28 protein-coding genes are annotated in these 26992 nt (G+C 73.0%); 13 read left to right on the top strand and 15 right to left on the bottom strand.

Annotated elements, in window-relative coordinates; genetic code table 11:
- Positions 1-9: 9 nt before the first annotated feature.
- Genes clpB through pyrE form a run of 4 tightly spaced genes read left to right on the top strand, consistent with a single transcriptional unit; the run spans position 10 to position 4690 of the window.
- Entirely contained in the window at positions 10-2625 is a 2616-nt protein-coding gene (clpB, locus tag ACFPL3_RS17245; RefSeq protein ID WP_343944003.1) for an ATP-dependent chaperone ClpB, read from the top strand.
- Between the two features lie 52 nt (positions 2626-2677).
- Entirely contained in the window at positions 2678-3334 is a 657-nt protein-coding gene (locus ACFPL3_RS17240) for a type III secretion system chaperone family protein (RefSeq protein ID WP_343944004.1), read from the top strand.
- A 22-nt stretch (positions 3335-3356) separates the two neighbouring features.
- On the top strand, positions 3357-4124 hold the full coding sequence (locus tag ACFPL3_RS17235) for an SDR family NAD(P)-dependent oxidoreductase (RefSeq protein WP_343944005.1): 768 nt from the start codon (positions 3357-3359) through the stop codon (positions 4122-4124).
- Positions 4121-4690, top strand: a complete 570-nt coding sequence (pyrE, locus tag ACFPL3_RS17230; protein ID WP_343944006.1) for an orotate phosphoribosyltransferase — start codon at positions 4121-4123, stop codon at positions 4688-4690. Before ACFPL3_RS17235 ends, pyrE begins: the two co-directional genes overlap by 4 nt.
- Before the next feature lie 7 nt (positions 4691-4697).
- On the opposite strand, the gene ACFPL3_RS17225 is transcribed toward pyrE, so the two are convergent.
- The 3 genes from ACFPL3_RS17225 to ACFPL3_RS17215 all read right to left on the bottom strand — a co-directional run bounded on the left by ACFPL3_RS17225 (position 4698) and on the right by ACFPL3_RS17215 (position 8220).
- Complete coding sequence (locus ACFPL3_RS17225) at positions 4698-5699, bottom strand: hypothetical protein (RefSeq protein ID WP_343944007.1); 1002 nt, start codon at positions 5697-5699, stop codon at positions 4698-4700.
- Between the two features lie 71 nt (positions 5700-5770).
- On the bottom strand, positions 5771-6820 hold the full coding sequence (locus ACFPL3_RS17220) for a DUF4142 domain-containing protein (RefSeq protein WP_343944008.1): 1050 nt from the start codon (positions 6818-6820) through the stop codon (positions 5771-5773).
- Between the two features lie 50 nt (positions 6821-6870).
- The gene (locus ACFPL3_RS17215; RefSeq protein WP_343944009.1) at positions 6871-8220 is read right to left on the bottom strand and encodes a ferredoxin reductase family protein; all 1350 of its coding nucleotides are present in this window, start codon (positions 8218-8220) and stop codon (positions 6871-6873) included.
- A 451-nt stretch (positions 8221-8671) separates the two neighbouring features.
- Here ACFPL3_RS17215 and ACFPL3_RS17210 point away from each other — a divergent pair, with 451 nt between their 5' ends.
- Entirely contained in the window at positions 8672-9481 is an 810-nt protein-coding gene (locus ACFPL3_RS17210; protein ID WP_343944010.1) for an NAD(P)H-binding protein, read from the top strand.
- A 59-nt stretch (positions 9482-9540) separates the two neighbouring features.
- On the opposite strand, the gene ACFPL3_RS17205 is transcribed toward ACFPL3_RS17210, so the two are convergent.
- Genes ACFPL3_RS17205 through ACFPL3_RS17195 form a run of 3 tightly spaced genes read right to left on the bottom strand, consistent with a single transcriptional unit; the run spans position 9541 to position 12271 of the window.
- Positions 9541-10566, bottom strand: a complete 1026-nt coding sequence (locus tag ACFPL3_RS17205) for an NAD(P)-dependent alcohol dehydrogenase (RefSeq protein ID WP_343944011.1) — start codon at positions 10564-10566, stop codon at positions 9541-9543.
- Positions 10563-11255, bottom strand: coding sequence for an iron-sulfur cluster assembly protein (locus ACFPL3_RS17200; protein WP_343944012.1), 693 nt, complete (start codon positions 11253-11255; stop codon positions 10563-10565). The genes ACFPL3_RS17205 and ACFPL3_RS17200 overlap by 4 nt, the downstream gene beginning before the upstream one ends.
- Positions 11256-11257: 2 nt before the next feature.
- The gene (locus ACFPL3_RS17195) at positions 11258-12271 is read right to left on the bottom strand and encodes an amidohydrolase family protein (protein ID WP_343944013.1); all 1014 of its coding nucleotides are present in this window, start codon (positions 12269-12271) and stop codon (positions 11258-11260) included.
- A 160-nt stretch (positions 12272-12431) separates the two neighbouring features.
- Here ACFPL3_RS17195 and ACFPL3_RS17190 point away from each other — a divergent pair, with 160 nt between their 5' ends.
- Positions 12432-13895, top strand: a complete 1464-nt coding sequence (locus ACFPL3_RS17190) for an AAA-type ATPase lid domain-containing protein (RefSeq protein ID WP_379589321.1) — start codon at positions 12432-12434, stop codon at positions 13893-13895.
- A gap of 31 nt (positions 13896-13926) precedes the next feature.
- Positions 13927-14595 carry a TrmH family RNA methyltransferase gene (locus ACFPL3_RS17185; protein ID WP_343944015.1) on the top strand — a complete coding sequence of 223 codons (669 nt, stop codon included), beginning with the start codon at positions 13927-13929 and terminating at the stop codon, positions 14593-14595.
- Between the two features lie 22 nt (positions 14596-14617).
- On the opposite strand, the gene ACFPL3_RS17180 is transcribed toward ACFPL3_RS17185, so the two are convergent.
- A complete protein-coding gene (locus ACFPL3_RS17180) occupies positions 14618-15025 on the bottom strand; it encodes a DUF4262 domain-containing protein (RefSeq protein ID WP_343944016.1) in 408 nt (135 codons plus the stop codon).
- Between the two features lie 73 nt (positions 15026-15098).
- Between ACFPL3_RS17180 and ACFPL3_RS17175 the strand changes: the two genes are divergently transcribed.
- Positions 15099-15791, top strand: coding sequence for an HAD family hydrolase (locus ACFPL3_RS17175; protein WP_343944017.1), 693 nt, complete (start codon positions 15099-15101; stop codon positions 15789-15791).
- A 420-nt stretch (positions 15792-16211) separates the two neighbouring features.
- On the opposite strand, the gene ACFPL3_RS17170 is transcribed toward ACFPL3_RS17175, so the two are convergent.
- Complete coding sequence (locus ACFPL3_RS17170; protein ID WP_343944018.1) at positions 16212-16856, bottom strand: DJ-1/PfpI family protein; 645 nt, start codon at positions 16854-16856, stop codon at positions 16212-16214.
- Positions 16857-16878: 22 nt separating this feature from the next.
- Complete coding sequence (locus ACFPL3_RS17165; protein WP_343944019.1) at positions 16879-17850, bottom strand: GlxA family transcriptional regulator; 972 nt, start codon at positions 17848-17850, stop codon at positions 16879-16881.
- A gap of 78 nt (positions 17851-17928) precedes the next feature.
- Between ACFPL3_RS17165 and ACFPL3_RS17160 the strand changes: the two genes are divergently transcribed.
- A complete protein-coding gene (locus ACFPL3_RS17160) occupies positions 17929-18993 on the top strand; it encodes a glycoside hydrolase family 76 protein (RefSeq protein WP_343944020.1) in 1065 nt (354 codons plus the stop codon).
- Positions 18994-19010: 17 nt separating this feature from the next.
- On the opposite strand, the gene ACFPL3_RS17155 is transcribed toward ACFPL3_RS17160, so the two are convergent.
- Genes ACFPL3_RS17155 through ACFPL3_RS17140 form a run of 4 tightly spaced genes read right to left on the bottom strand, consistent with a single transcriptional unit; the run spans position 19011 to position 21268 of the window.
- Complete coding sequence (locus tag ACFPL3_RS17155) at positions 19011-19706, bottom strand: DedA family protein (protein ID WP_343944021.1); 696 nt, start codon at positions 19704-19706, stop codon at positions 19011-19013.
- A 50-nt stretch (positions 19707-19756) separates the two neighbouring features.
- A complete protein-coding gene (locus ACFPL3_RS17150; RefSeq protein WP_343944022.1) occupies positions 19757-20398 on the bottom strand; it encodes a DedA family protein in 642 nt (213 codons plus the stop codon).
- Between the two features lie 18 nt (positions 20399-20416).
- Positions 20417-20644: a hypothetical protein gene (locus ACFPL3_RS17145; RefSeq protein WP_343944023.1), complete on the bottom strand. Its 228-nt coding sequence runs from the start codon at positions 20642-20644 to the stop codon at positions 20417-20419.
- A gap of 45 nt (positions 20645-20689) precedes the next feature.
- A complete protein-coding gene (locus ACFPL3_RS17140; RefSeq protein ID WP_379589315.1) occupies positions 20690-21268 on the bottom strand; it encodes a SigE family RNA polymerase sigma factor in 579 nt (192 codons plus the stop codon).
- A gap of 102 nt (positions 21269-21370) precedes the next feature.
- On the opposite strand from ACFPL3_RS17140, the gene fbaA reads away from it, so the two are divergent.
- From fbaA to ACFPL3_RS17120, 4 genes are all read left to right on the top strand, one after another.
- On the top strand, positions 21371-22402 hold the full coding sequence (gene fbaA / locus ACFPL3_RS17135; protein ID WP_343944024.1) for a class II fructose-bisphosphate aldolase: 1032 nt from the start codon (positions 21371-21373) through the stop codon (positions 22400-22402).
- On the top strand, positions 22399-22812 hold the full coding sequence (locus ACFPL3_RS17130; protein WP_343944025.1) for a DUF3151 domain-containing protein: 414 nt from the start codon (positions 22399-22401) through the stop codon (positions 22810-22812). The genes fbaA and ACFPL3_RS17130 overlap by 4 nt, the downstream gene beginning before the upstream one ends.
- A gap of 3 nt (positions 22813-22815) precedes the next feature.
- Positions 22816-23916: an FUSC family protein gene (locus ACFPL3_RS17125; RefSeq protein ID WP_343944026.1), complete on the top strand. Its 1101-nt coding sequence runs from the start codon at positions 22816-22818 to the stop codon at positions 23914-23916.
- A 91-nt stretch (positions 23917-24007) separates the two neighbouring features.
- Positions 24008-24670, top strand: coding sequence for a lysophospholipid acyltransferase family protein (locus tag ACFPL3_RS17120; protein ID WP_343944027.1), 663 nt, complete (start codon positions 24008-24010; stop codon positions 24668-24670).
- Here the strand turns inward: ACFPL3_RS17120 and ACFPL3_RS17115 are convergent.
- Positions 24649-26106: an NCS1 family nucleobase:cation symporter-1 gene (locus ACFPL3_RS17115; RefSeq protein ID WP_343944028.1), complete on the bottom strand. Its 1458-nt coding sequence runs from the start codon at positions 26104-26106 to the stop codon at positions 24649-24651. The two genes, ACFPL3_RS17120 and ACFPL3_RS17115, sit on opposite strands and share 22 nt — an antisense overlap.
- 134 nt (positions 26107-26240) lie before the next feature.
- Positions 26241-26981 carry an aspartate/glutamate racemase family protein gene (locus ACFPL3_RS17110; protein WP_343944029.1) on the bottom strand — a complete coding sequence of 247 codons (741 nt, stop codon included), beginning with the start codon at positions 26979-26981 and terminating at the stop codon, positions 26241-26243.
- Positions 26982-26992 lie beyond the last annotated feature (11 nt).

The raw sequence follows: 26992 nt of genomic DNA, 5'->3' as shown, positions 1-26992 counted from the left end.
ACCGGAGGAATGGATTCCTTCAACCCCACCACCAAGACGCAGCAGGCCATCTCGGCCGCGGCGCAGGCGGCGGCCCTCGCCGGCAACCCGGACGTGGGGCCCACGCACCTGCTCGGCGCGCTGCTGGCCCAGACCGACGGGATCGCCGGCCCGCTGCTGGCCGCCGTCGGCGCCGACCCGGCCGCGGTGCGCAGCGAGGTCACCCAGCTCGGCAACCGGCTGCCGTCGGCGTCCGGCTCCACGGTGAGCGCGCCCCAGCTGTCGCGCGAGGCGCTCGCGGCGATCAAGGCGGCCCAGGAGCTCGCCACGGAGATGGGCGACGAGTACGTCTCCACCGAGCACCTGCTGGTCGGGCTCGCCACCGCCCGCAGCCAGGTGGCCGATCTGCTGCGCCGCCACGGCGCGGGCCCGGAGGCCCTGCGGGAGGCCTTCGCGAAGGTCCGCGGGTCGAGCCGGGTCACCAGTCCCGACCCGGAGAGCACCTACCAGGCACTCGAGAAGTACGGCGTCGACCTCACCGAGCGGGCGCGCAACGGCGAGCTCGACCCGGTGATCGGGCGTGACACCGAGATCCGTCGCGTCGTGCAGGTGCTGTCGCGGCGCACCAAGAACAACCCGGTGCTGATCGGCGAGCCCGGCGTCGGCAAGACGGCCATCGTCGAGGGCCTGGCCCAGCGCATCGTGGCGGGCGACGTCCCCGAGTCGCTGCGCGGCAAGCGGGTGGTGGCGCTCGACCTGGGTGCCATGGTCGCGGGCGCGAAGTACCGCGGTGAGTTCGAGGAGCGGCTCAAGGCCGTCCTCAAGGAGATCACCGACAGCGCGGGCGAGGTCATCACCTTCATCGACGAGCTGCACACGATCGTCGGCGCCGGGGCCACCGGCGAGGGCGCGATGGACGCCGGCAACATGATCAAGCCGATGCTCGCCCGCGGCGAGCTGCGCATGGTCGGCGCCACCACGCTCGACGAGTACCGCCAGCGCATCGAGAAGGACCCGGCGCTGGAGCGCCGGTTCCAGCAGGTGCTGGTCGGCGAGCCGTCGGTGGAGGACACCGTCGGCATCCTGCGCGGCCTCAAGGAGCGCTACGAGGTGCACCACGGCGTCCGGATCACCGACGCCGCGCTGGTGGCGGCGGCCACGCTGTCCGACCGCTACATCACCGCGCGGTTCCTGCCGGACAAGGCGATCGACCTCGTCGACGAGGCGGCGTCGCGGCTGCGGATGGAGATCGACTCGCGGCCCGTCGAGATCGACACGGTCGAGCGCGCCGTGCGCCGGCTGGAGATCGAGGAGATGGCGCTGGAGAAGGAGGACGACCCCGCCTCCCGCGACCGGCTGGCCGCGCTGCGCGCCGAGCTGGCGGAGAAGCGCGAGGAGCTGTCCGCCCTCACCGCCCGGTGGCAGAACGAGAAGGGCGCGATCGAGAGCGTCCGCACCCTGAAGGAGCAGCTGGAGGCGCTGCGCGGGGAGTCGGAGCGCGCCGAGCGCGACGGCGACCTCGGCAAGGCCGCCGAGCTGCGCTACGGCCGCATCCCCGCTCTGGAGAAGCAGCTGGCGGAGGCCACCGCGGTCACGGCACCCGACGCCGACCTGATGCTCAAGGAGGAGGTCGGCCCGGACGACGTGGCCGACGTCGTGTCCGCCTGGACGGGAATCCCGGCCGGGCGGCTGCTCGAGGGCGAGACGGCCAAGCTGCTGCGCATGGAGGACGAGCTGGGCAAGCGCGTCGTCGGCCAGGCCGAGGCCGTGCGCGCGGTGTCCGACGCCGTGCGCCGCGCCCGGGCGGGCATCTCCGACGAGAACCGGCCCACCGGCTCGTTCCTGTTCCTCGGCCCAACCGGTGTCGGCAAGACCGAGCTGGCCAAGGCGCTCGCCGAGTTCCTGTTCGACGACGAGCGCGCGATGGTCCGCATCGACATGAGCGAGTACTCCGAGAAGCACTCGGTGGCGCGGCTCGTCGGTGCCCCTCCCGGCTACGTCGGCTACGACCAGGGTGGCCAGCTCACCGAGGCGGTCCGCAGGCGCCCGTACTCGGTGGTGCTGTTCGACGAGGTCGAGAAGGCGCACTCGGACGTGTTCGACACCCTGCTGCAGGTGCTCGACGACGGCAGGCTCACCGACGGCCAGGGCCGCACGGTCGACTTCCGCAACACGATCCTGGTGCTCACCTCGAACCTCGGCTCGCAGGCCATCGCCGACCCGATGCTCGACGACCAGGGGCGCAAGGACGCCGTGATGACGATCGTGCGGCAGCACTTCAAGCCGGAGTTCCTCAACCGCCTCGACGACGTCGTGGTCTTCCACGCGCTGTCCACCGAGGAGCTCACCGCGATCGTCGACATCCAGCTCGACCGGCTGCGGGAGCGGCTGGCGAAGCGCAGGCTCAGCCTCGAGGTCACCGACGCCGGTCGGGAGTGGCTCGCCATGAACGGGTTCGACCCGGTCTACGGTGCCCGCCCGCTGCGCAGGCTGGTGCAGTCCTCCATCGGCGACCAGCTGGCCAGGGAGCTGCTCGCGGGCGAGATCCGCGAGGGCGACACGGTGCGGGTCGACCTGGATCCCGCGGCCGACGGCGGCCTCGGTGCGCTGATCGTGGGGAAGGGACTTCCGATCACCACGAGTTGAGATCCGTGGCGTTGACGTGCGGGGAGGCGTCGCGCCGCTAGGCTGCCCCACCGTGGGTCTTTCGTCGACGGTGTGGTTCGTCATCGCCGTGATCGCGCTGCTGCTGGGCGCTGCCCTGCTGCTCGCGGACAGCCGGCGCGGGTCGGGGGCGAAGGACCGCAAGCGCTGGGCGGCGCTGCGCGGCTGGGAGTTCCTGGACAGCGATCCGGTGCTCCCCAGCCGCTGGCGCTACGGCACCATCCACCAGGGCGGGCCCGGCGTGGCCCGCAACCTGATCAGCGGCGACGTGCCCACGCCGGACGGTCCGCGGATGGCGTACGTGTTCGACCACGAGCAGGCGGGGCGGCTGACCTCCATCCTGGTGGCGGTGCAGCTGCAGGAGCCGCTGCCCGCGGCCGTGGAGCTGCGGCTCCCGTCGGCTCCGCTGCCCGACGACGCGGGGCTCGACCTGCTCCAGCCGGTCGGTGAGCGCTATGCGTTCGTCTCGGACGCCGGCGCGGTGCGCCCGCTGCTGACGCCCCGGCTCGCCACCGCGGCCGACGCGCTCGGTGACGACGTCGAGCTGCTGTGGGCCGAGGAGTCGTGGGTGCTCGCCACCGCCCCGCTGAGCTCCGACGCCGATCGCGTGCAGGACCTGCTGGCCGACCTCGCCGAGTTCGCCACGGCGCTCGAGCAGGGCCTCGGGGTCCGCCTGCGCAAGGAGTCCTGAGCCCCGCAAGTAGGGTCGTGGCGTGAGCACGGCGCTGGTGACCGGGGCGACGGCGGGGATCGGTGCCGCTTTCGCCGCACGGCTCGCCCGTGACGGCCGTGATCTCGTGCTCGTCGCCCGCGACGGTGATCGGCTCGAGGCGGCGGCCGCCGGGTACCGGGAGCGCGGGGTGCCCGTGCAGGTGCTGCCGGCCGACCTCACCACGGCCGAGGGCCGCGAGCGCGTCGCGGACCGGCTGGCCGACCCGGCGGCGCCGGTGGACCTCCTGGTCAACAACGCGGGCGCCACGCAGCGGCAGCCGTTCCTGCGGGCCGAGCCTGCCGCGCTGCTCGCACAGCACGACCTGAACGTCACCGCGGTGCTGCAGCTGACGAGGGCGGCCCTGCCGGGGATGGTGCAGCGGGGCCGGGGGGCCGTGGTCAACGTGGCGAGCATGCTGGGCTTCGCCACCGGCAGCCGCTCGACCTACACCGCCGAGAAGGCGTGGGTCACGGTCTTCACCGAAGGCATGGCCGCTTCGCTCGCCGACACCGGCGTGCGGGCGCTCGTGCTGTGCCCCGGGTTCGTGCGCACCGAGTTCCACGAGCGCGCCGGGCTGGACGTGGGCGCGCGGAGCGGTCCGGCGTGGCTGGACGCGGAGCGCGTCGTCGAGGAGTGTCTCGCCGACCTGGCGAGGGGAAAGGTGGTGTCCGTGCCGAGCCCGCAGTACAAGGTGCTGGCCGTGTTGATGGACCTGTTGCCGCGGCCGGTGCTGCGGCGGCTCGTCGCCGCGGCGGAGCGTCGTCGATGAACCCCGACGCGGAGCGGGAGGAGCTGGCGGCGCTGGTGCGCGAGCTGGGCGTCGTGCACGAGCGGGTCACCCTCTCCTCGGGGGCGGAGGCCGACTACTACGTGGACCTGCGCCGGGTCACGCTCGAGCACCGGGCGGCGCCGCTCGTCGGGCGGCTCCTGCGGGTGCTCACGGCCGACTGGGAGTACTCGGCGGTCGGTGGTCTCACCCTGGGCGCCGACCCGGTGGCCGACGCCGTGCTGCACGCTGCGGCCGCCGAGCGGGCCGTCGATCCGAGCACACCCCCGGTGGACGCCTTCGTCGTCCGCAAGTCGGCGAAGCAGCACGGCATGCAGCGGCTCATCGAGGGACCGGACGTGGCCGGCCGCCGGGTGCTCGTCGTGGAGGACACCTCGACGACCGGCTCGTCGGTGCTCACCGCGGTGCGCGCCGTGCGGGAGGCCGGAGCCGAGATCGCCGGTGTCGTGACCGTGGTCGATCGCGACACCGGCGCTCGGGAGGCCATCGAGGCCGAGGGCGTCCGTTACCGGGCGTTGCTCGGTCTGGCCGACCTCGGCCTCGCCTGATCGTCCGCTACTGCACGGTGATCCGGACGGCGTCGAAGGCCGGGGTCTGGTCGGCCCGCTGCATCATCGGGATGCGGTGCGACCCGTCACCGGCCCACACCGCGCACTGCGCGGTGCCCGCGGTCGGCATGCCCGAGACGGTGATCTCGACGGTGTCCGGGGCCGCGCCGCCGCCGTTGTCCTGCGTGGCGAGGAAGAACTCCGGCTCCGGCGCGGCGTCCGGCGCCTCGCCGGTGCTCTCGAGCATCCGGCAGGCGGTGTGGAAGTGGCCGCGCTGGATGCCCTCCTCGTCGAGGAACGAGCTCTCCAGGTAGTAGCCACCCGCCGCGGCGCCGAGGAAGCGGTCGCGGATCAGGTTGCGGGTGCTCACCGAGATCTTGAACTCCTCGCCCGCCTGCACGTTCTGCGGGGAATCGGTGATCAGCAGCGACGGGCTCTTGTCCTCCGAGGCGACCTCGCCGAACGCCGTGTCGACGCAGCGGGGGGCCTCCTGGAAGCCGTCGTGCGGCTCGAGCTGGCTGTTCGAGCAGTCCCGGCCGAGGACGTCGAGACCGTTGTTGTCCTCGTTCCCGCCGTTCCCGTTCCCGTTGTTCCCGTTCCCGTTGTTGCCATTGCCCTGGCCGTTGTTGCCCTTGCCGTTGCCCTTCTCGCCCCGGCCCTTGTCCTGGACGTTGACATCGGCGTTCTCGCCTTCCTGGGCGGCGTCCTCCTCGTTGCCGCCCGCGGCGTCGCCCGCACCGGCGTCGGCGTTCTGCTCCTCCTCCTGGCCGGCGTTCTGGTCGGGGTTCTCGTCGGCGTTCTGGTCACCGCCCTCCGCGGCGGCGTCCTCGGAATCCGGTTCGGCGGCGTCCACGCCGCCGACCTCGACGACCTCGGTGTGGCCTGCGTGCCCGTCGTCGGCGTAGGCGGTGCTGCAGGCCGCGGGGGCGAGCGTCACCGCGAGGGCGGCGCCGCAGAGAGCGATCTTGCGGAGGGTCGAGCGGTATCGGGTGGTGCTGGTCGGGGACATGGTCCTCCGTTCGGGGTCGGGGACGGACGTACCGGCGGTCGGGCCGCCGGTGTTGCGGCGGGAGTGGGGAGCTAGCGCCGCATCGAGTGCCGGGCTCGTCGGGAGCGCGGCATCCGGTGGGAACCGGACGAGGAGACGGCTCGGTGGGAGCCGGAGTCGGTGAGCCGGTGGGATCCGGTGTCGGTTCGTTCGTCGATGTCGGTCGGGACGTCCGGGGCCAGGCGGTAGGCGCCGCTGTCGGTGACCGTGGCCAGGGGGACCTCGTCGATCGCGGAGATCGGCCCGGTGTCGTCGAGGCGCGCGGCGCGGGGCGCGGGGATCGCGGCCACGGTTGCGAGCTCCGGGAAGCGGGTCGCGGGGGTCGCGCGCCGCGCCGGCGTGGGCCGCGGAAGCGTGACGCGCTCGCGGCCGGCCGCCGAGCGGTTGCGAAGCCCCCAGAACAGCGCGACGGCGGCGAGCAGCGCGGCGACGAACACGAGGAACGGCACGAGCAGGTCGCTCGTCCGGGTGCCGCCGCCGAGCAGGCCGGGGCCGTGGTGGGGCAGCGCCGAGTAGTCGACGAGGCCGGTGCTCTCCAGGTACTCGTGGTGGCGGTTGACGAACTCCGCCGAGGTGATGGCGAACTGGCGGACCAGGTCGTTCTGGGTGGTGGCCCGCACCTCGGAGATCACCGGGAGGACCTGGGCGTGCGCCTCGCGCACCCGCTGGACGAAGGTCCGGTCGTAGTCAGAGCCGGTCTTCGACGAGATCTCGGCCATCCAGCCCATCTGCTGGGAGCTGGGCCCGTTCGGCAGCTGCACACCGAGCTGACCGGCGATCTGGCGCGTCTGCTCGTCGAGCTGGGCGTGCTCGGTGGCGAGCTTGCGGCCGACCTCGCGCACGTCGGCGCCGCTGGCCATCTGCTCGGCCTGCTGCGAGGTGGGTCCCTCCCACAGGTTGGCCATCCGGACCTTCTCGATCAGGTCCCGGTCGGCGGGGCCGAGTGGGCCCCACTGGGTCTGCTGCCAGCCGAGCGTGCCCGGGGCCCCGGTGGCCCAGGACTGGTACACCGAGGCCGACACGGCCACGAGCACGGCGACGATCACGGCGCCGCGGAGTAGACGGGGGATCCGGCGGAGCATTGGTGCCTTCCTCTTGGGGAGCGAGGGGGGACGAGCGGGGGGAGCGCCGCTCAAGCGAGGTCGAACTGTTCGGTGTGGATCCGGTCCAGGGGGGCTCCGAGCACGTCGAGGGCGCCGAGGGCGTCGGTGACGAGGGCTGGTGGGCCGCAGATGAAGTAGTCCACCTCCGCGGCGTTGTGCGCGCCGCCGAGCACGGCGGAGAGGAGATCGACGTTGATGTCGCCGGTGTGTCCCGACCACCCCTCGACCGGCCTGCGCAGGACCTCGGTGACCTCGAGGTCGATCAGCTGCCGCAGCTCGGCGAGCTCGCCGCGGAACAGCAGGTCCTCCGGGGCGCTCGCGACGACGACGAGGCGGTAGGGGCGCGGGTCGTTCCGGTGGGCGGCGGTCCGCAGCATGCTCATCATCGGGGTGATGCCGACGCCGCCGGCGATCATGACGAACCCTGCGGACGCCTCCGCGTCGTTGGTGAACGCGCCGTGCGGTCCGTCCACCCACACCGTGGCGCCCACCGGCAGTCGGCGCAGCGCCCTGGTGAAGTCGCCGGTGTGGCGGATCGTGAACTCGGTGGCGTCGGAGTGGGCGCTGGAGGCGATCGTGAACGGGTGCTCCTCCGCCATCACCGAGCGGTCGAGGCGGATCCAGGCGAACTGACCGGGCGCGAACGCCCAGGACGTGGCGGGGCGGCCGACGCGGGCGCACGGCTCGAGCACGAGGGTGCTCACGGTGCGGTTCTCGCGCCGGACGTCGCGCACGACGAACTCCGTCGACGGGTCGCACAGGGGCCGCCACACCCAGCGGTGGCCGAGCACCAGCACGAGCAGCACGGCGAAGAGCATGAACATCGTGCCGATCACGGCGTCGCGCACGAGCTGGTCCAGCAGCCACACGTGCAGGCCCGCGGCGAGCAGCGCGGTGGCGGCGAGCGTGACGTGCGACAGCTTCCACAGCTCGTAGGACAGGCGGGCCTGGTTGCGCAGCACGGTCAGCACGGCCAGCGCGATGAGCGCGAGCGTGGAGACTGTGGCCGCCCTCGCCCGCCCCGGGGCGGTGGTGAGGTCGAGCAGGGTGATGTTCGCCGGGTCGGCGGCGACCACGCAGGCGAGGTGGGCGAAGATCAGCGAGGCGGTGACGATGCCGAGGAACCGGTGCACGTCGATGACCGACTCGATGCCGAACGCGCGGTTGAGCGAGCGCAGCCGGGAGGGCAGGACCGCCGCGCACACGAGCGCCGAGAGGGCGAGCAGCCCCGTGATGGTGGAGAGCTTCTGCCAGAGGCCGCCGGTCGTCGGCAGGCCGAGGTGGGCGACCGACGGCAGCGCGAGGAAGGCGAACGTCGGAGCGCCTATGATCGCTCCGAGTCCGCCCAGCCAGGTTGCGCGCAGTAGCCGGTGGTCCATGGGGCGTGACCGTATGAGGTGCCCTCACATCCGGGTTGCGATCCTGAGAGGGCAGTGGGCCGGATGCGTTCACAGGCGCGACGAGTGGTGGTCGATTGCGCCGGACGACGTAATCGTTGGCCCGAACGCGACACAGGGTCTTCAGGCAGCGGCCGATCATTCTTCCGATTCGCATGCTTCGTGCCGCTCGCCGACAACCGCGTACCGCAGGGGGACGTCACGGCGGGTCGATGCGCCGGGTGACGCGACGGGCGGGGCGCCGACCGGGCGAGCCGTGATCCTTTCGAGACGAATTGCGGCGGTGGTCGACGACCCGTTCGCAGGCCGGGGACACACGGATGTCAGAAGATCACAATCGGGTCACCCGCGAGCGGTGCCGGGCAACCCCCGGTGCCGATCTCCATACGGCGTACGCTAAATTCTGCGTACAGTGTGTTGAGAAGGGGGTTCGATGACGATCCTGGTGACGGGCGGAACGGGGAACATCGGCCGGAAGGTCGTCGACCACCTGCTCGCCCGCGGGGCGGGCGCGGTCCGCGCGCTCACGGTGAACCCGGCGAAGGCCGCGCTGCCGGACAGCCTCGAGGTCGCCGTCGGCTCCCTGCGCAAGCCCGCGACGCTGCCCGCGGCGTTCGACGGGGTCGAGGCGATGTACCTCGCGCCGACCCCCGACACGGTCGAGGAGGTGCTGCGGCTGGCGCGCGAGGCCGGGGTGCGGCGGGTCGTCGACCTGTCCGGCGAGCACGAGAGCTGGTGGGGCGGCGTCGCGAAGGCGGTGGAGGCGAGCGGGCTGGTGTGGACGCACCTGTCCCCCGGCGACTTCATGGAGAACGCGCTGTCGTGGGCGCCGCAGATCATCGCCACCGACACCGTCCGCGAGCCCTACCCGCACGGGCGCAGCACGCCGATCGCCATGGACGACATCGCGCGCGTCGCGGCCACGGTGTTGACCACCCTCGGGCACGAGGGGGAGTCGCTGCCGCTCAGCGGACCGGAGATCCTCACCCGCGTCGACCTCGCCGACCGGATCGGCGCCGCGCGCGGCAAGCCGGTGCGCTTCGAGACCGTCACGCGGGACGAGGCGGTGGCGGTGCTGGCACCGGAGATGGGCGACACCGCCGAGTGGTACGTCGACACGATCCTGGCCGGCTCGGTGGACTGGCCCGCCGAGGTGCAGCCCACCGTGGAGCGGGTGACCGGCGCGCCCGCCACCACGTTCGCGCAGTGGGCGCTGGCCAACGCCGCGAGCTTCCTGCCCTGAACGCGCCGGGTACCGGCCGCTGCGGCCGGGACCCGGCGATCGGCGTCAGGGCCCGAGCGTCAGGGCACGAGGATCGCCCGCCCGCGCACCCGGCCCGCGTCGAGGTCGTCGATCGCCTGCTGGAAGTCGTCCAACGCGTACCGCGCGGTGTGCAGCGTGACCAGGCCGCGCGCCGCCAGCTCCATCAGGTCGCACAGGTCGTCGTAGCTGCCCACCAGGTTCCCGACCACGTTCTTCTCCGCGGAGATCAGATCGATCGTCGGGACGTCGACGTTCTCGCCGTACCCGACCACGTGGTAGTCGCCCGCGCGCTTCGTCATCCGCAGGCCCTCGGCCGTGCTGCCGCCCTCGCCGACGAAGTCGACCACCACCTCGGCGCCCGCGCCCTTCGTGAGGTCGAGGACGTGGTCGACGTGCCCGCCGTCGGCCACCACGCCCTGGTCCGCGCCGATCGACCCGGCCAGCTCCACCGCCGCCGGGTTGCGGTCGACCACCACGATCCGGGCCGGCGTCAACGCCTTGAGCACCTGGATCCCGATGTGGCCCAGTCCCCCGGCGCCGATCACCACGCACGTGTCGCGGGGGCCCAGGCGCCGGGCCGCCTTGGCAGCCGCGTGGTACGCGGTGAGACCGGCGTCGGCGAGCGCCGCGACGTCGGCGGGCTCCAGCCCGTCGTCCAGCTTGACGACGCTGCGCGCCGATGTCCGCAGGTACTCGGCGTACCCGCCGTGGGTGTCGATGCCCGGGAACGCCGAATCCGTGCAGTGCACGTCGTCGCCCGAGCGGCAGGCGCGGCACAGGCCGCAGGTGATCAGCGGGTGCACGATGACCTTGTCGCCCTCGCGGACGTTGGTCACCGCGCTGCCGACCGCGTGCACCCAGCCGGCGTTCTCGTGGCCGATCGTGTACGGCAGCGTGACGCCGGACTTCTCCGCCCACTGCCCTTCGAGGATGTGCAGGTCGGTGCGGCAGACGCCCGCCCCGCCGATCCGCACCACCACGTCGAACGGCCCCTCGGGCGAGGGCTCCGGCACGTCGGTCATCTCCAGGGCGCGGTGGTACCCGACCACCTGCACGGCCTTCACGATGCGTTCTCCTCCAGGTCGTACCGGGTGGCCAGCAGGCCACGGCAGAAGTGGGCGTTGCCTTCGATCGATATCCGCGTGGACCGGGCCAGCCGCAGCCGCAGCGGCACCTCGTCGGGCGGGCACGGGGTGCCGTCGGCGTCGACCAGCACGGGCAGGGCGGGGTCGGTGCCCAGCCCGATCGCTGCCCGGCGGCGCAGCAGCGCGGTGGTGGCGTCGTCGGCGGGGAGGTCGCCGAGTGTGACGAGGTGCAGGTCCGTCTCCGCCAGGCCGCGGTCGGCCCGGAGCAGCCGGGTCAGCACCCGTTCCACCGCGGCGGTGTGCGCCTTGCGCTTGAACGTCACCCGCAGCTCGTCGAGGCTGTCGCGCGCCTCGTGGACGAACGTGCCGCGGTAGCCGGCGTCCGCCGCGAGACCGCGGTTGATCAGGTCGGAGTCGTGGTGGTCGTCGAGCTCCACCACCACCTCGCCGGTCCACGGCAGCGCCGTCAGCGCGTCCTTCGCGTCCGACGCCATCAGGTAGGCGAAGTTCGGCGCGCAGAAGCTGGTGGGCAGCCGCAGGTGCACCTCGACCCGACCGCCGTCGACGTCCAGGGAGCGGACGAAGCCGAGGTCGGTGATCGGCTCGTCCAGCTCGGGGTCGACCACCGTGGCGAGTGCTGCGAACGCGTCCCGTTCGGGGGTGGACATGCTCAGGCCACCGCCACGGCCTGCGGCTCCTCGCGGGGGAGCTGCAGGTGCTCCGGCACCGGGATGTCGTACATCGCCGCGGCGTTCAGCCCGAGGATCTTCTTCTTCTGCGCCGTGGTGAGCGGCGCGTACTCGGTCAGGTTCTCGGGGATCTGGAAGTCCACGAACCGCTCGACGAGCCACCGCGGCGTCCAGATCGCGTAGTCGCTGGAGAACTGGATCCGGTCCTCGTCCAGCCAGTACAGCAGCTCTCCGATGATCTTGGCGAAGTACTCCGGGCGCGTGTGGATGAACGGGATCGCCACCGCCAGACCGGCGTGCACGTTCGGCTCCTGCGTGGCGATCCAGCAGAAGTCCTCCAGCCGCGGCAGCCCGCAGTGCTCGATCACGAAGTTCATTTCCGTGAAGTCCGTGGCGACCTTGTCCACGTCGGCGACGTCGAACGCGTCGCGGTCCAGCGGCCGGATCGTCGGGCCCTTGTGGATGTGGATGTTGCGGATCCCCAGCTCCTGGGCGGCCTCCAGGTAGCGGTAGGACCAGGGGTCGTCGAGCTTCCAGCCGCGCGACTGGCCGTACCACTCGGCCGTGTAGAGCTTCACGCCCTTCAGACCGAACCGCTTCGCGTCCTCGCGGAGCTGTTTGAGCCCCTCCTCGCCGCGGCGCGGATCCCAGTGGTGGTTGTAGGTCAGCTTGTCCGGGTGGGCCGCGGCCAGCGCCGCCGCCTCCTCGGTCTGGCCGAAGCCGGTCTCGTAGAACTCGCCGAGGTGGGCCGGCTGGAAGATCGCGTGGTCGACGTACCCGTCGTCGAACAGGTCCTTCATCAGCCGCTCGCCGCCCTGGTAGAGGTACTCCTCGTAGGGCCAGACCTCGGACTCGGGGCTGAGGTTGCGGTGGTAGTCGTAGAAGCAGTCGATGAACTGCTTGCCGTGGATGTTGCGCTGGTTCTCCGGGCGCGCGTCCCAGAGCGCCACGTGCGCGTCGACGATGAAGTAGCTCTCGCCGTCCTTCGAGTACATCGTTGTCTCCTCGTCTCGCGGGATGGCCCGGGACGCTAGACAGCCGCCGGCCCGCTGCGGGCCCGGCAGCGTCTCAATCTGAGACCACGTCACAGCGACGTCGCGACAGCGTTGTGTCACAGTTCGAGGACGCAGCGAAGCGTCCGAGGAGAGGTTCTCGATGGACGGAGAGGCGCAGCTCGCCGAGCGCGAGCTCATCGCGCGGCAGCGCGGCGGAGTGGTCCCGGTCTCGTCCCGGCTCACCGCGTCCTGGCGCCGCAGCGCGGACTACGGGGTGCCGCTCGACGCGGTGAACCCGGTCTTCACGGGCCAGGTCGACGACGGCTCGCTCTTCTTCGAGTGCGGGCAGGAGGTGCTCACGGGCCTGCACGACACCCTGGCGGGCGAGCCGGTGAGCCTCATGCTCACCGACAGCACGGGCCTGGTGCTGAGCCGGATGTGCAACGACACCACGCTCCTGCGGGCCCTCGACCGCGTGTATCTCGCGCCCGGCTTCGCGTTCTCCGAGCGGGAGGCGGGCACGAACGGGCTCGGGCTCGCCCTCGCCGACCGTTCCCCGTCGCTCGTGCGGGCCGACGAGCACTACTGCACCGGCCTGTGGGGCTACACGTGCGCCGCGGTGCCGGTGGCCGACCCCGCCACGGGCGCCCTGCTCGGCAGCGTCAACCTCACGACGTGGTCGCGGCAGGCCGACGCCCTGCTCCTCGCGCTGGCCCGGACGGCGGCCGGCCACACCACGGCCCTGATGCAGGCCCGTTCGCGCGGCGCCCGGTCGCGGCCCGCGCCGCGGGGTGAGGTGTTCCGGGTGGCCCCGGCCGAGCCGGACGAGGCGCCGCCCGCGCTGTCGGCGGCCTGGCGTGGCCCGCTCGACGCCGTGGCGGACGCGTTCGACGCGGGCCGCGGGGTCGCGGTGGTCGGCGAGCCGGGCGTCGGGAAGGCCGCGCTGCTCGCCGCGGCCCACCGGCGGGTGCGCCCGCACGACCGGCTGCTGACCGCACGCCCCCCTGCTCCGGACGACGCGGAGTCGTGGCTCGCGCTGTGGACGCCCGAGCTGGGCAAGGAGCGCACCAGCGTGGTGGTCGGCCGCGTCGACACGCTGCCGTCGTGGGTGGCCGCCGAGCTGGGCGCGATCTTCGAACAGGTGGGGCGCCGCGCCTTCGCGCTCACCGCCGAGGACCCGGCCGCGATCCCCGATCCGCTGCTGCGGCTGGTGGACGAGGTGGTGGAGGTGCCCGCGCTGCGCTACCGGACCGACGACGTGCTGCCGCTCGCCCGCTGGTTCGCCCGCCGCGCCCGTGGCCGCGAGGTGCGGTTCACCCCCGACGCCGCCCGGGCGCTCTCGACCTACCACTGGCCCGGCAACGCCGCCCAGCTGCAGCGCGTGGTGCGCGACGCCGCCACCCGCGTCGACGTGGTGGACGGGCGCCACCTCGCCCCCGAGGTGTTCACCGGCGCCACCCGGCGGCTCACCCGGATCGAGACGATCGAGCGCGACGAGATCGTGCGCTGCCTGGTGGAGCCGGGCGCGACGGCCGCGCGGGCGGCGGCGGAGCTGGGCATGAGCCGGGCCACGATCTACCGCAAGATCGCGCAGTACGGGATCCGGATCCCGGGCCGCGGCTGATCGCGGCGGCCCGCCGGGGCATCATCGCCGGGTGCGTGACGAGGACGGCGGCGCGGGGCCCAGCGAGTGGTCCGTGCCCGGGCAGGTGGGCGTGGGGCCGTGGCCGGGTGGCCGGCCGGCCTGGCCGCGCGACGAGCGGTACGACCCGGAACTGCTCGAGCACGGCGACGCCCGCAACGTGGTGGACGCCTACCGCTACTGGCGCCGGGACGCCGTGGCCGCCGACCTCGCCCGCCGGGCCCACCCGTTCCACGTGGCCATCGAGAACTTCGGGCACGACCACAACATCGGCACGGTGGTGCGCACCGCCAACGCGTTCGCCGCCGCGGGTGTGCACATCGTGGGGCGCAGGCGCTGGAACCGGCGCGGGGCGATGGTGACCGACCGCTACCTGCAGGTGCACCACCACGACGACGTGGCCGCCCTCGCCGCGTTCGCCGCGGACGCCGGCCTGGCGGTGGTGGCCGTGGACAACACCCCCGGCGCCGCCCGGATCGAGACGGCCCGGCTCCCCCGGGAGTGCCTCCTGCTCTTCGGGCAGGAGGGCCCGGGCGTGACCGGCGAGGCCCGGGCGGCGGCTGGGCTCACCGTGTCGATCGCGCAGTTCGGCTCGACCCGCTCCATCAACGCCGGGGTGGCGGCGGGCATCGCCATGCACACCTGGATCCGCCAGCACGCGGACCTCGACACCGCCTGGTGACGCCCGGCCCGGCGGGCGGGTCTCAGACCGCCGCCAGCTCGTCGGCCGGCACCACCAGCAGCGCGGGGACCGGCGGGCCACCGGGCACCCGGTAGAGCTCGTCGACCGCGAACAGCCACTCAGCCGACCGGGGGAACGTGAGCAGGTGGACGTCGCCGCTGCGCAGGCGGACCCGGTCGCCCGCGGCGAGGTGGCGGCCCAGCCGCACCAGTTCGCCGAGGTCGTTGAGCACGGTGGCCGCGATGGCCGGTGCGGTGGCGAACAGGATGAGCTCGGGGTGGCCGAAGCCCGCGAGACCGACGGTGTGGACGTAGGGCGGGCCGTCCTCGTCGCCGGGCACCGCCTGCAGCGCCCAGCCGTGGCGCCGGATGGTGTCGCGCTGCCAGGCCTCGTACTGCTCGGCGTTGTGGGTGGGTGCGCTGTGCTCCATGGCTCGAACATACATTCGAACACCGACAAAAGCAGTGGGGAACGCGCGGAAGGAGTACGTACTCTCCCGCTCCGTGCGGATCGATCGTCAGACCCTCGTGTTCGACGCCGACGACACCCTCTGGGAGAACAACGTCCTCTTCGAGCGGGTGGTCGACGCCTACCTCGACTGGCTCGCCCACCCCACCCTCGACCGCGCCGCCACCCGCGCCGTGCTCGACGAGGTGGAGCGCGCCAACGTCGTGGTGCACGGGTACGGCAGCGCGAGCTTCCTGCGCAGCCTGCACGACTGCTTCGAGCGGCTGAGCGAGCGCCCCGCCACCCCCGCGGAGGCGCGCGAGATCGAGGAGCTGGCGGCGGCGCTCGTGTTCGACGAGGTGGAGCTCGTGCCCGGCGTGGACGAGACCCTCGCCGAGCTCGGCGGACGGCACGACCTGCTGCTCCTCACGAAGGGCCGGCAGGCCGAGCAGCAGCGCAAGATCGACGCCTCGAACCTCGCGCACCACTTCGCGGGCGTGCACATCGTGGCGGAGAAGCACGTCGGCACCTACCGGTCGCTCGTCGCCGAGCAGGGGCTCGAGCCCGGCGCCACCTGGATGATCGGCAACTCGCCGCGCTCGGACATCCTCCCGGCCCGCGCGGCAGGCCTGAACGCCGTGTTCGTGCCGAACCCGCACACCTGGGCGCTGGAGGAGGACGAGCTCGACCCCGCGGACCCCGGCGTGCTGCACCTGCGGCACTTCCGCGAGCTCACCGCCCACTTCTGACGCGGCCGGGTGCTCGCACACCGGTCGTGGAGTCGGCACACCGGTTGCAGTCGGTGTGTGGGCCCCACTGCCGGTGTGTGAGCGCGCCGGGGTGGCTCGTTGGGGTGCTGGCACATCGGGTGTGGTGCCGGCACACCGGTTGCAGTCGGTGTGTCGGCACCACAGGTGGTGTGTGGGCGAGCAGCGGCGGCTGGTGGTGCGTTCGCCCGTCGGTTGGTGGTGGTGGTGCCGTGCCGGCGGCGGCCGGGGTGGGGCCTCGGTGACTCGCACACCGGTTGTGGTGCTCGCACATCGGTTGCAGTCGGTGTGTGAGGCCCACACCCGGTGTGTGAGCGCGTCGGGGTGGTTCGTTGGGGTGCTGGCACATCGGTTGCAGTCGGTGTGTGGGCCCCACTGCCGGTGTGTGAGCGCCCCGTGGCCCTAGGACGTCGACCGGGCCAGCGCGAATCCGGAGATCCGCTTCATGACGTCCTCGCCCACCTTGCTCGGGTGCCCCGCGTCGAACGGCGGCTGCGGGTCGTACTCGATGAACACCTGGGCGGCCTTGGCCGACACCTCGTCGAGGAGGAGCTCGACGAGCCGGATGGCCATGTCGATCCCGGAGGAGACGCCCGCTGCGGTGATCACCCGCCGGTCGAGGTGCTCCACCACGCGCTGCTGGACCGGCTCGGCGCCGAACTCGCGCAGGAGCTCGTAGGCGCCCCAGTGGGTGGTGGCGGTGAGCCCTTCGAGCAGCCCGGCGGCGCCGAGGACGAGCGAGCCCGTGCACACGGAGGTGGTGAACCGGGTGCCGGGGTGCACCGCGCGCAGCCAGTCGCGGTACGGGGTGTCGCCGAGCAGGTCGCGGGTGCCCGGGCCGCCGGGCACCACGACGACGTCGGGCGCGGTGACCTCGTCGAGGGACCTGTCGACGGTGAGGCCGAGGTACCCGTTGTCGGTGCGGACCTCCCCACGGTGCGCGCCGGTGAACACGACGTCCACCTCGGGGAGGTGCTGCAGCACCTCGTAGGGGCCGATGGCGTCGAGCGCGGTGACGCGGGGGAACAGCACGACGGCGACCTGCACGGCAGGCTCCTCTCGAAGTCGGTCACCGGACGGCGAAGTGCCGCCGGTAGTGGTCTGGTGGCACGCCGAGGCGGCGCAGGAAGGCGCGGCGCATGGTCTCCGCGGACCCGAAGCCCGCGCGGGCGGCGGCCACGGAGACCAGCACGGGTTCGGACTCCAGGAGCCTGCGGGCGGCGTCGACGCGCACCTGCTCCACGTAGTCGCCGGGCGGGCAGCCCAGCGCGCGGGTGAACTCCCGGCTGAAGTGCCGCTCGCTCATCCCGACGCGGGCGGCGAGCACCGGGACGCGCAGGTCGGCGGTGGGGTCGGCGTGGATGAGGTCCTGGGCCTCGCGGACGCCGGGCCGGCGCGCGGGCGGGGTCCAGACCGGGCCGGCGAACTGGCTCTGCCCGCCCGGTCTGCGCAGGAACACCACGAGGTGGCGGGCGACCTGCTGGGCGAGCTCGACGCCGTGGTCGGCCTCCACGAGTGCGAGGGCGAGGTCGATGCCCGCGGTGACGCCCGCGGCCGTCCAGATCCGGCCCTGCCTCAGGTAGATGGCGTCCGGCCGGACGTCGACGGCCGGGTGGGCGTCGGCGAGCCGGGCGGCGTAGTGCCAGTGGGTGGTGGCGCGCAGCCCGTCGAGCAGGCCGGCGGCGGCGAGCACGAAGGAACCGGTGCACACCGACACCACCCGGTCGGCCCGTGGTGCCGCCCGGCGCAGCCAGTGGACGAACGGGTCGTCCGCGGCGAGTTCGAGCGGGCCCCTGCCGCCCGGCACGAGCAGGGTTCCGATCTGCCCCGACTCGGGCAGCGGGCCGTCCGCGACCAGCTGCATGCCGCTGGGGGTGCGCACGGGGCCGGGCTGCGCGGCCACGAGCGACACGCGGTAGCCCGGGCCGCAGTCACGGTGCTCCAGCACCTCCGTGGCCCCCGCGAACACCTCGTGCGGCCCCGCCACGTCGAGCGGCTGCACCCCGTCGAACAGCGGGATCAGGACCTCGTGGAGGGGCACCGGACCAGCGTCGCCCGGCCTGTTCATGGCGTCAACGACGGGCATCCCTCGTTTCCGGCCATCGTGCAGACTGGCCGGGTGGATGCCGCGGACGTCGACTGGAGGGAACGGGCGGGTGTCGCCGAGCGCGCCGTCGTTCGCCGGCACGTGCGCCGGATCGGTGGCGTCCTGCCCTCCACCCGGATCGGCCGGGTCCGCTGGCCCCGCCGGACCCCGTCCCTGTTCGCGCCGTGGCACTACTGGTGGCAGGCGCACCTGCTCGACTGCCTGATCGACGCCCAGCTGCGCGCGCCCCAGCGGTCGCGGGCGAAGGCGATCGCCGCGCTCGCCCGCAGCGTGCGGCTGCGCAACGGTGGTGCCTGGCTGAACCGCTACTTCGACGACATCGCGTGGCTCGGGCTCGCGCTGCAGCGCGCGGGCACCCTGGTGGGGCGCTCCGGGCCCTCGGCGCTGCCCAGGATCCTGCACCGGCTGCACGACGGCTGGACCGAGGGCGGTGGCGGCGGGATCTGGTGGCGCCGCGACGACGACGTCAAGGCGGCCCCCGCCAACGGCCCGGCCGCCATCCTGCTGGCCCGCGACGGGCAGTCCGCGTTCGCCGCGGCCATCGTCGACTGGATGGCCGAGACGCTCGTGGACCCGGACACCGGCCTGGTGCGCGACGGCGTGCGGATCGCGCCGGACGGGAGCATCCGGGCCGTCGAGCCGTACGTCTACACCTACAACCAGGGCGCCTACCTGGGCGCCTGCGTCGAGCTCGCCGCCCGGGACGGCCACCAGCGCTGGACCGACCGGGCGCTCGCGCTCGTCGACGCGGTGCGCCACCGGCTCGCCGGGCCGGACGGGGTGCTGCCCGGCTCCGGCGGGGGTGACGGTGGCCTGTTCGCCGGCATCACGGCCCGCTACCTCGCCGACGCCGCGCTGCGCCTGCCCGAGCTCGCCGACGCCGCGCGCGAGCTGGTGTTCGTCAACGCCGACGCGGTGTGGAAGGGCCGCGTGGAGCTGGCCCGCGGCCCGGTGTTCTCGGCCGAGTGGCGCGACCTGGCGCAGGAACCGCGGCCGGGCACGCCCGAGGCCGACCTGTCGGTGCAGCTGTCGGGCTGGATGCTCCTCGAGGCGGCGGCGCGGCTGCAGGAGGCCTGACCCGGGGCGCCCGGGCGTCAGGCGGCGTCGCGCAGGTCGTCGTCGCGGTCGTCCTCGGGGTGGTGCGCGGTCTCGTCGACCGGCCTGCGCACGTCCTGCAGGTACCGGTAGAGCCCGTAGCCGCTGCCGACGACGAAGAAGCCGACGGCGAGGATCGTGGCCGCCTCCATGAGCCACGGGAGCGTGTCGAGCAGGCCGGCCCCGTAGTAGCCGAGCATGATCAGAGTGGGGACCCACAGGAGCGCGCCGACGGCGTTGGCCACGATGTAGCGGGCGTTGTCCATGCGGGCGGCGCCCGCGATCATCGGGGCCAGCGTGCGCACCCACGGCAGCCAGCGGGCCACCACGATGGCCCAGAAGCCCCACCGTGCGAAGAACGCGGCGGCCCGTTCGAGGTTGGCGCGGTTGAGGATGCGCCCCTCCCGGCGGGCGAGCATGCGGGTGCCCGCGAAGCGCCCCACGAGGTAGCCCACCTGGTTGCCCGTGACGGCGACGCCCGCCGCGACGAACCCGAGCGTCCACGCGCTCATCTCGTGTGCGCCGTGGGCGAGCACGACACCGGCGGCGATGAGCAGGGAGTCACCGGGCAGGAACATCCCGATGATGAAGGCGCACTCGAGGAAGACGAAGACGAGGACGACCGCCCACACGGTGAGCGGCCCCGCCTGGTCGAGCGGCCCGGCGAGGGCGAGCTGCGCGGCGGGGGCGGTCACGGGTCTCCAGCGTAGGGTTTCCCGGAGGCTCGTGGCCGGGTCGACGGGCGTTACGCCGCCTGCCGCCCCGGCTTGCGCCGGGCGCGTACCAGCTCGACCAGGATCGGCAGCACCGATACCAGCACGATGAGGATCAGGATCAGCTCGATGTTCTCGCGCACGAACGCGAACTGGCCGAGCCAGAACCCGAGCACGGTGACCCCGGCGGCCCACGCGACGCCGCCGATCAGCGAGTAGGTGAGGTAGCGCCGTGGGTCCATCCGGCCCACGCCCGCCATGACCGTGATGAACGTGCGCACGATCGGCACGAACCGCGCGAGCACGATGGCCCGGTTGCCGTACTTGTCGAAGAAGCCCTGGGTCTTCACGACGTGGGCGGGCTTGAACAGCCGCGACTGCGGCTTGTCGAAGATCGCGGGCCCGGCCGCGCGTCCCACCCAGTAGCCGGTGGCGTTGCCGATGACGGCAGCGGCCACGAGGATCGTGCACACCAGCCACAGCGGGGCGTCGATCGCGCCCTGCGCCACGAACAGGCCCGCGGTGAACAGCAGCGAGTCACCCGGGAGGAAGAAGCCGAGCAGCAGGCCGCACTCGGCGAAGATGATCAGGGCGAGCCCGACGAGCGCCCACGGCCCGAGCCACGAGATGATCGTGTCGGGCTGCAGCCATTCCGGGCCGAGTGCGAGCGTCACGGGGGAAGACGGTACCGGTCACCCGAGGGGCGGCAGCACACCCGGGGCGAGCAGCGACACGAGTGCCAGCACCGTGCCCAGCGCTCCGCCGCCGAGCAGGGCGAGCAGCAGGGCGGTGGCGGTGGGTGTGCCCGAGCGCCCGGGGACCCCGCGCGCCGGGCGCCAGGTGGCCCGTCCGGGTGCGCCGCTGGCCCTCGCCTGCAGCGCCTCGGCGAGCCGCCGTTCGGACTCGTCGGTCGTGGTCACGGGCCCATGGTGCCGTATCGCCGCGCCGTCCGGGGGATCCGGGGCTCAGGTGCGCGAGCCCATGACCTTGGCGACGGCGTCGAGCGCGCGGCTGGCAGTGGACTTGACGGTGCCCCTGCTGATGCCGGTGGCCTCGGCGATCTCGGCCTCGGATAGCCCGCCGTAGTAGCGCAGCACCAGGACCTCGCGCTGGCGGGGCGGCAGCGTGGACAGCGCGTCGACCACGGCCTGGTGCTCGGCGGAGAGCATCGCGAGCGACTCGGCCGAGCGGGCGTTGACCTGGTGCGGGGGCACGTAGTCGCGCGCCGTGCGCCTGCGCCGCAGCACCGAGCGCGAGCCGTTCACCACCGCGGTGCGCAGGTAGCCGACGGCGGCGGCCTCGTCGCGCAGCCCCGACCAGTGCCGGTGCAGCCCGGCGAACGCCTCCTGCACGACGTCCTCCGCCGTGCTCGGATCGTCGACGAGCAGGATGGCCAGGCGCACCATCCGCATGCGGTGGTCGCGGTAGAGGTCCGAGATGGTGAGGGGCGCGCCCGGGGCATGGGCGTGCCCGGGCCGGTCGTCGAGCCGCCGCAGGCGGGAAAGCGTGGCCTCGACCGCGTTGCCCGCACCGTCCCCCAGCACCCTGCTGAGCCTAGTAGGCGGCGCCGAGCCGCCGACGGGGACGTCGCCCCGCCCGTGCGGGATACTCGGGGCGAAAGCCGCGAACGTCGAGGAGGGTCAGCCGTGCCGATCGCCACCCCCGAGATCTACAACGAGATGCTGGACAAGGCGAAGAGCGGTGAGTTCGCCTACCCGGCCATCAACGTCACGAGCTCGGAGACCCTGAACGCCGCGCTGCGCGGCTTCGCCGAGGCGGAGAGCGACGGGATCGTGCAGTTCTCCACCGGCGGCGCGGAGTTCGCCTCCGGCGGCGGGGTCAAGGACATGGTCACGGGCGCCGTCGCGCTCGCCGAGTTCGCGCACGTGGTCGCGAAGAAGTACCCGGTCAACATCGCGCTGCACACCGACCACTGCCCGAAGGACAAGCTCGACAGCTACGTCCGGCCGCTGATCGCGATCAGCCGGGAGCGGGTCGACCGCGGTGAGAACCCGCTGTTCCAGTCGCACATGTGGGACGGCTCGGCCACCGAGCTGCACGAGAACCTGCGGATCGCGGCGGAGCTCCTCGACAGCGCCGTGAAGGCGAAGATCATCCTCGAGGTCGAGATCGGGGTCGTCGGCGGCGAGGAGGACGGCGTCGCCAACGACATCAACGAGAAGCTCTACACCGCCCCGGGTGACTACGAGGCCACGGTGGAGGCGCTCGGCGGCGGCGAGAAGGGCCGCTACCTGCTCGCGGCCACCTTCGGAAACGTGCACGGCGTCTACAAGCCGGGCAACGTCAAGCTCCGCCCGGAGATCCTCAAGACGGGCCAGGAGGTCGCCACCGCCAAGCTGGGGCTGGCCGAGGGCTCGAAGCCGCTCGACCTGGTCTTCCACGGCGGGTCCGGCTCGCTGCTCGAGGAGATCCACGAGGCCGTGAGCTACGGCGTCGTCAAGATGAACATCGACACCGACACGCAGTACGCCTTCACCCGCCCGATCGCGGGGCACATGTTCACCAACTACGACGGCGTGCTCAAGGTCGACGGTGAGGTGGGCAACAAGAAGGTCTACGACCCGCGCTCGTACATGAAGGTGGCCGAGGCGGCGATGGCGAAGCGGGTCACGCTGGCGTGCGAGAACCTCAAGTCGACGGGCACCTCTCTCCGATGAGTCTTCAGGGCAATCTGCTGGGGCCGGACCCCACCCTGCTGCCGGTCGACCCGGCCGCCGCCGAGCTCGACCGGGGCACCGATGCGGCCGAGGTCGCGGCGAGCCACCCCACGTCGAGCCTGGCGTGGGCGGTGCTCGCCGAGAGCGCCCTCGACCGGGGGGAGACGATCACCGGGTACGCCTACGCGCGCACCGGCTACCACCGCGGGCTCGACCAGCTGCGCCGCTCGGGCTGGAAGGGCTTCGGCCCGGTGCCGTGGTCGCACGAGCCCAACCGGGGCTTCCTGCGGGCGCTGGGCGCGCTCCACAAGGCCGCCGAGGCGATCGGGGAGGCCGACGAGGCCGAACGCTGCCGGGTGTTCCTCACCGACTCCGATCCGGAGGCGGCCGCGGCGCTCGGTCTCGGCTGACCCGTGGCCGCAGCAGCCGGCCGGCTGCGCACCCGGCTCGCTGCCGGCTGGCTCAGGCTGCAGATGTCGGCCCTGCCGATCGGGCAGTGCGCCCTCGCTGCGGGCGGTGCGTGGTTCGTCGCGAACGACCTGGTCGGGCACGCCCGGCCGTTCTTCGCGCCGATCGCCGCCGTGATCAGCTTGGGGATCTCGCTGGGCAGCAGGCTGCGCCGCACCGCCGAACTGGTGGTGGGCGTGAGCCTCGGTGTGCTCGTGGGCGACGCGCTGATCTCGGTGATCGGCAGCGGGCCGTGGCAGATCGTGCTCGTCGTCGCGCTCGCGATGGCGGCCGCGGTGTTCGCCGACGGGGCAACCCTCCTCGTCGGGCAGGCCGGGGCGTCGGCGGTGCTGGTGGCCACCCTCCTGCCACCGGGTGACGCCGGCGGGTTCGACCGCTGCATCGACGCCCTGATCGGGGGCGGCGCCGGGCTGCTCGTGGCCGCGGTGCTGCCCGCCGACCCGGTCGGGCCGGTGCGGCGGGAGGCACGCGCGTTGCTCGACGAGTTGGCCGCCGTGCTCGACGCCACCGCGGGCGCGCTGCGCGACCGGGACCCCGAGGCCGCGTCGAAGGCGCTGGCCCGGGCCCGGGCCACCCAGCCGTTGATCGACGAGATGCGGTCGGCGTTGCTGGGCGGCCACGAGGTCACGCGGGTCTCCCCGCCGTTGCGCCGGCGCCGTCGCGAGCTCGGGCGGTTCGCCGAGCTGGCGGAGCGCGCCGACTACGCCATGCGCAACACCCGCGTGCTCATCCGCCGCACGTACACGGCGCTCTGCGACGACGAGCCCGCCGCTCCGGAGCTCGCCGACGTGCTGAACGAGCTGGCCGTCGCGGTGCGGGCGCTCACCGCGCAGCTGGGGCGCGACGGGGACCGGGAGCTGGCGCGGGAGCCGGTGATCGAGGTGGTGCAGCACGCCCGGCAGCTCGCGGGCACGTTCACCCCGGGGCCGTCGGAGGTCGTGATCGTGGCGCAGGTGCGCTCGATCGCGCTGGACCTGCTGCAGGCCACCGGGATGAGCCGGCAGGACGCCCTCCGCGCGATGCGTGGCGACCCCGAGGAGGACTGAGCGCCGGCCGCCCGATGCCGCCGTCCGGGTGGTCGGGCGCCGAATCCGCCACGATCGGGAACCTCCGGGACCTGATCGACGTTCCCTGCCCGTGCATCTGCTCGTCCGCTGGTTGCTCGCCCCGCTCGCCCGGTTCATCTACCGCCCGGTGGTGCACGGTGCGGAGTGGGTGCCCAAGGACGGGCCGGTGATCCTCGCGGCCAACCACCGCGCCGCCGTCGACACCGCGGTGATCGCGCTGACGGCCGGCCGTCCCGTGTCGTACCTCGCGAAGGCGGAGTACTTCGTCGGCAAGGGGTTGAAGGGCCGCGCGCTGGCGTCGTTCCTCTCGGCGCTGGGGTACGTGCCCGTCGACCGCGCCAACGCGAAGGCGGGGCTGGCGGCCCTGCAGGCGGCGCGCGGGGTGCTCGAGGCCGGTGGCGCCTTCGCGATCTACCCGGAGGGCACCCGGTCCCTCGACGGGCGGCTGCACCGCGGGCACACCGGCGTGGCGAGCCTGGCCCTGTCCACCGGTGCACCCGTCGTGCCGGTCGGGCTGATCGGCACCGAGCTGGTGCAGCCGGTGGGCAAGAAGTTCCCCCGCCCTTACAAGGTGGTCGTGCGGTTCGGCCAGCCGCTCGATTTCAGCCGCTACGAGGGCCTCGAGGGCTCCAGCGCGATCCGCCGCGCCGTCACCGACGAGGTGATGGACGCGATCGCGCGGCTCTCACACCAGGAGTACGTCGACACGTATCACGAGCGCCCAGCGGCCTGAGGCGCCCGGCGCGACACCGCCATGTGCACGGCGAACGCGAGGCCGGCACCGATGAACCAGCTGAACGCGGCCGCGTCGGAGGAGCCGAGCAGCACCACGAGCATGGCCACCGTGGCGCCCACCGCGGTGGCGGCGATCGCCGCCGGGTTGTAGCCGCCGCGGTAGTGGTAGGTGCCGTCGGGGCGCAGGGTGTAGAGGTCGTCGACCACGACGTCGCGCCGCTTCACCAGGTAGTAGTCGGCGATGAGCACGCCGTACAGCGGGCCGATGAAGGCTCCGAGCGTGTCGAGCGTGTAGTGGATGACGTCGGGGCTGGAGTAGAGGTTCCACGGCGTGATGAGCACCGAGCCCACCGCGGCGATCATCCCGCCGGCCCGCCAGCTGATCCGCTGCGGCGCGACGTTGGAGAAGTCGAACGCGGGCGAGACGAAGTTCGCCACGATGTTGATCCCGACCGTCGCGATCATGAAGGTCAGGGCGCCCAGCACCACGGCGTAGGTGTTGTCGAGGCGGGCCACGGTCTCGACCGGGTCGGTGATCAGCTCGCCGAAGACCGGCATCGTGGCGGCCGTGGTGATCACCACGAGCAGCGCGAACGCGAGGAAGTTGATCGGCAGCCCGAGGAAGTTGCCCCGCTTGACGGCGGCGAACGTGCGGCCGTAGCGGGCGAAGTCGCCGTAGTTGAGCATCGGGCCGGAGAAGTAGGACACCACGAGCGCGATGGCGGTGAGCATCACCGGCACCGCGGCCCACCCGGTGATGCTGACCTCGACGAGGTTCAGGTCGATGGCTCCCCAGCCCGCCTGCAGCACGAGGTAGCCGGCGAGCAGGAACATCACCACGTAGACGGCGGGGCCGCAGAAGTCGATGAACTTGCGGATCGCCTCCATGCCGTTCCAGAACACCGCCGCCTGGGCCACCCACATCGCGAGGAACGCCGCCCAGCCGAGCAGCGAGAGGCCCACGAACCCGTACTCGTCGACCTCGGCGTACGGGGCGAGCCCCGGCCACAGCTTCAGCGCGACCACCACGAGGGAGGCCGAGGCGAGGTAGGTCTGGATCCCGTACCAGGCCACGGCGATGAGGCCGCGGATGATCGCCGGGATGTTGGCGCCGAGCACGCCGAACGCCACCCGGGAGATCACCGGGTACGGGGTGCCGGTGGCCTGGCTCGGCCGCGCCACGAGGTTGCACAGCCAGTAGACGATCGTGATGCCGATCAGCAGCGCCACCAGCACCTGCCACGCCGCGAGCCCGAGGGCGAACAGGCTCCCGGCCGTGACGTACCCGCCGACGCTGTGCACGTCGGACATCCAGAACGCGAAGAAGTTGTACGAACCCCAGCGCTGCTCGCGCAACGGTGCGAGGTCCTCGTTGGTGAGCCGGTCGTCGTAGTGGCGCACTTCCGCGTCGGAGTTGGTGAGGGACTCGGTCATCGCGCCTCCCGCAGCAGTGGTCCGGATCCGGCCGCACCTCGGACGCTAAGCGACATCCCGGCGCGTCGGTGGGCCTCGTGACGATGATTCACGCCGTATTGCGCGGGAGGAAACAAATCTCAACTTATAATTGGCTACCGGACCTGGAAATCACGCAGGAGGCCGGTGTAAGGCTTGGCCGGCGGGCGGGCGAACTCGCCCCGGTCGCCGGTGCGCAGCCCGAGCGCCACCAGCGTCTCCACGGTGCGGGTGGCGGCCGCCACCCCGTCCACCACGGGCACCCCGATCTTCGCGCTGATCTCCCGGCACAGGTCGGCCATGCCCGCGCAGCCCAGCACCACGGCGTCGCAGCCGTCCTCGGCCACCGCGCGAGCACATTCGGCGAGCACGGCGTCGCGCGCGCCCGGCTCCTCCAGCGCGAGCACGCCGATGTCGCAGGCCCGCACCCGGCGGCAGAACCGCGCGAGCCCGTAGTGCGCGGCGAGGTCCTCGGCGCGACCCGTGGTCCGCTCCAGCGTGGTCACCACGCTGAACCCCCGCCCCAGGTAGGCGGCGGTGCGCATGGCGGCCTCGGCGATGCCGACCACCGGGCCACGGGCCAGCTCCCGGGCGGCGTCCAGGCCCGGGTCGCCGAAGCAGGCGATCACGTAGCCGTCGGCGGATCCCTCCTCCTCGGCCCGGGCGATCTCGGCGAGCAGGCCGGGCACGGCGAGCGCCTCGTCGTAGTGGCTCTCGATCGAGACCGGCCCCATCGACGGCGTCACCGCGGTGACCGTGGTGCCTGGTCCGGCCGCGGCCGCGGCGCAGGACTCGATGGTGGCGGTCATCGCCGCGGTGGTGTTGGGGTTGACGACGAGGATGCGCGTGGAGGCCACGTCGGCAACCT

Source organism: Pseudonocardia zijingensis, from assembly GCF_042657305.1.
GTDB lineage: Bacteria > Actinomycetota > Actinomycetes > Mycobacteriales > Pseudonocardiaceae > Pseudonocardia > Pseudonocardia zijingensis.
This window is presented reverse-complemented; position numbering and strand designations above follow the sequence as displayed.

Coding starts and splice junctions, on each gene's coding strand:
- clpB (WP_343944003.1), top strand. CDS start 10: ATGGATTCCTTCAACCCCACCACCAAGACGCAGCAGGCCATCTCGGCC.
- pyrE (WP_343944006.1), top strand. CDS start 4,121: ATGAACCCCGACGCGGAGCGGGAGGAGCTGGCGGCGCTGGTGCGCGAG.
- ACFPL3_RS17225 (WP_343944007.1), bottom strand. CDS start 5,699: ATGTCCCCGACCAGCACCACCCGATACCGCTCGACCCTCCGCAAGATC.
- ACFPL3_RS17220 (WP_343944008.1), bottom strand. CDS start 6,820: ATGCTCCGCCGGATCCCCCGTCTACTCCGCGGCGCCGTGATCGTCGCC.
- ACFPL3_RS17215 (WP_343944009.1), bottom strand. CDS start 8,220: ATGGACCACCGGCTACTGCGCGCAACCTGGCTGGGCGGACTCGGAGCG.
- ACFPL3_RS17210 (WP_343944010.1), top strand. CDS start 8,672: ATGACGATCCTGGTGACGGGCGGAACGGGGAACATCGGCCGGAAGGTC.
- ACFPL3_RS17200 (WP_343944012.1), bottom strand. CDS start 11,255: ATGTCCACCCCCGAACGGGACGCGTTCGCAGCACTCGCCACGGTGGTC.
- ACFPL3_RS17195 (WP_343944013.1), bottom strand. CDS start 12,271: ATGTACTCGAAGGACGGCGAGAGCTACTTCATCGTCGACGCGCACGTG.
- ACFPL3_RS17190 (WP_379589321.1), top strand. CDS start 12,432: ATGGACGGAGAGGCGCAGCTCGCCGAGCGCGAGCTCATCGCGCGGCAG.
- ACFPL3_RS17180 (WP_343944016.1), bottom strand. CDS start 15,025: ATGGAGCACAGCGCACCCACCCACAACGCCGAGCAGTACGAGGCCTGG.
- ACFPL3_RS17130 (WP_343944025.1), top strand. CDS start 22,399: ATGAGTCTTCAGGGCAATCTGCTGGGGCCGGACCCCACCCTGCTGCCG.
- ACFPL3_RS17115 (WP_343944028.1), bottom strand. CDS start 26,106: ATGACCGAGTCCCTCACCAACTCCGACGCGGAAGTGCGCCACTACGAC.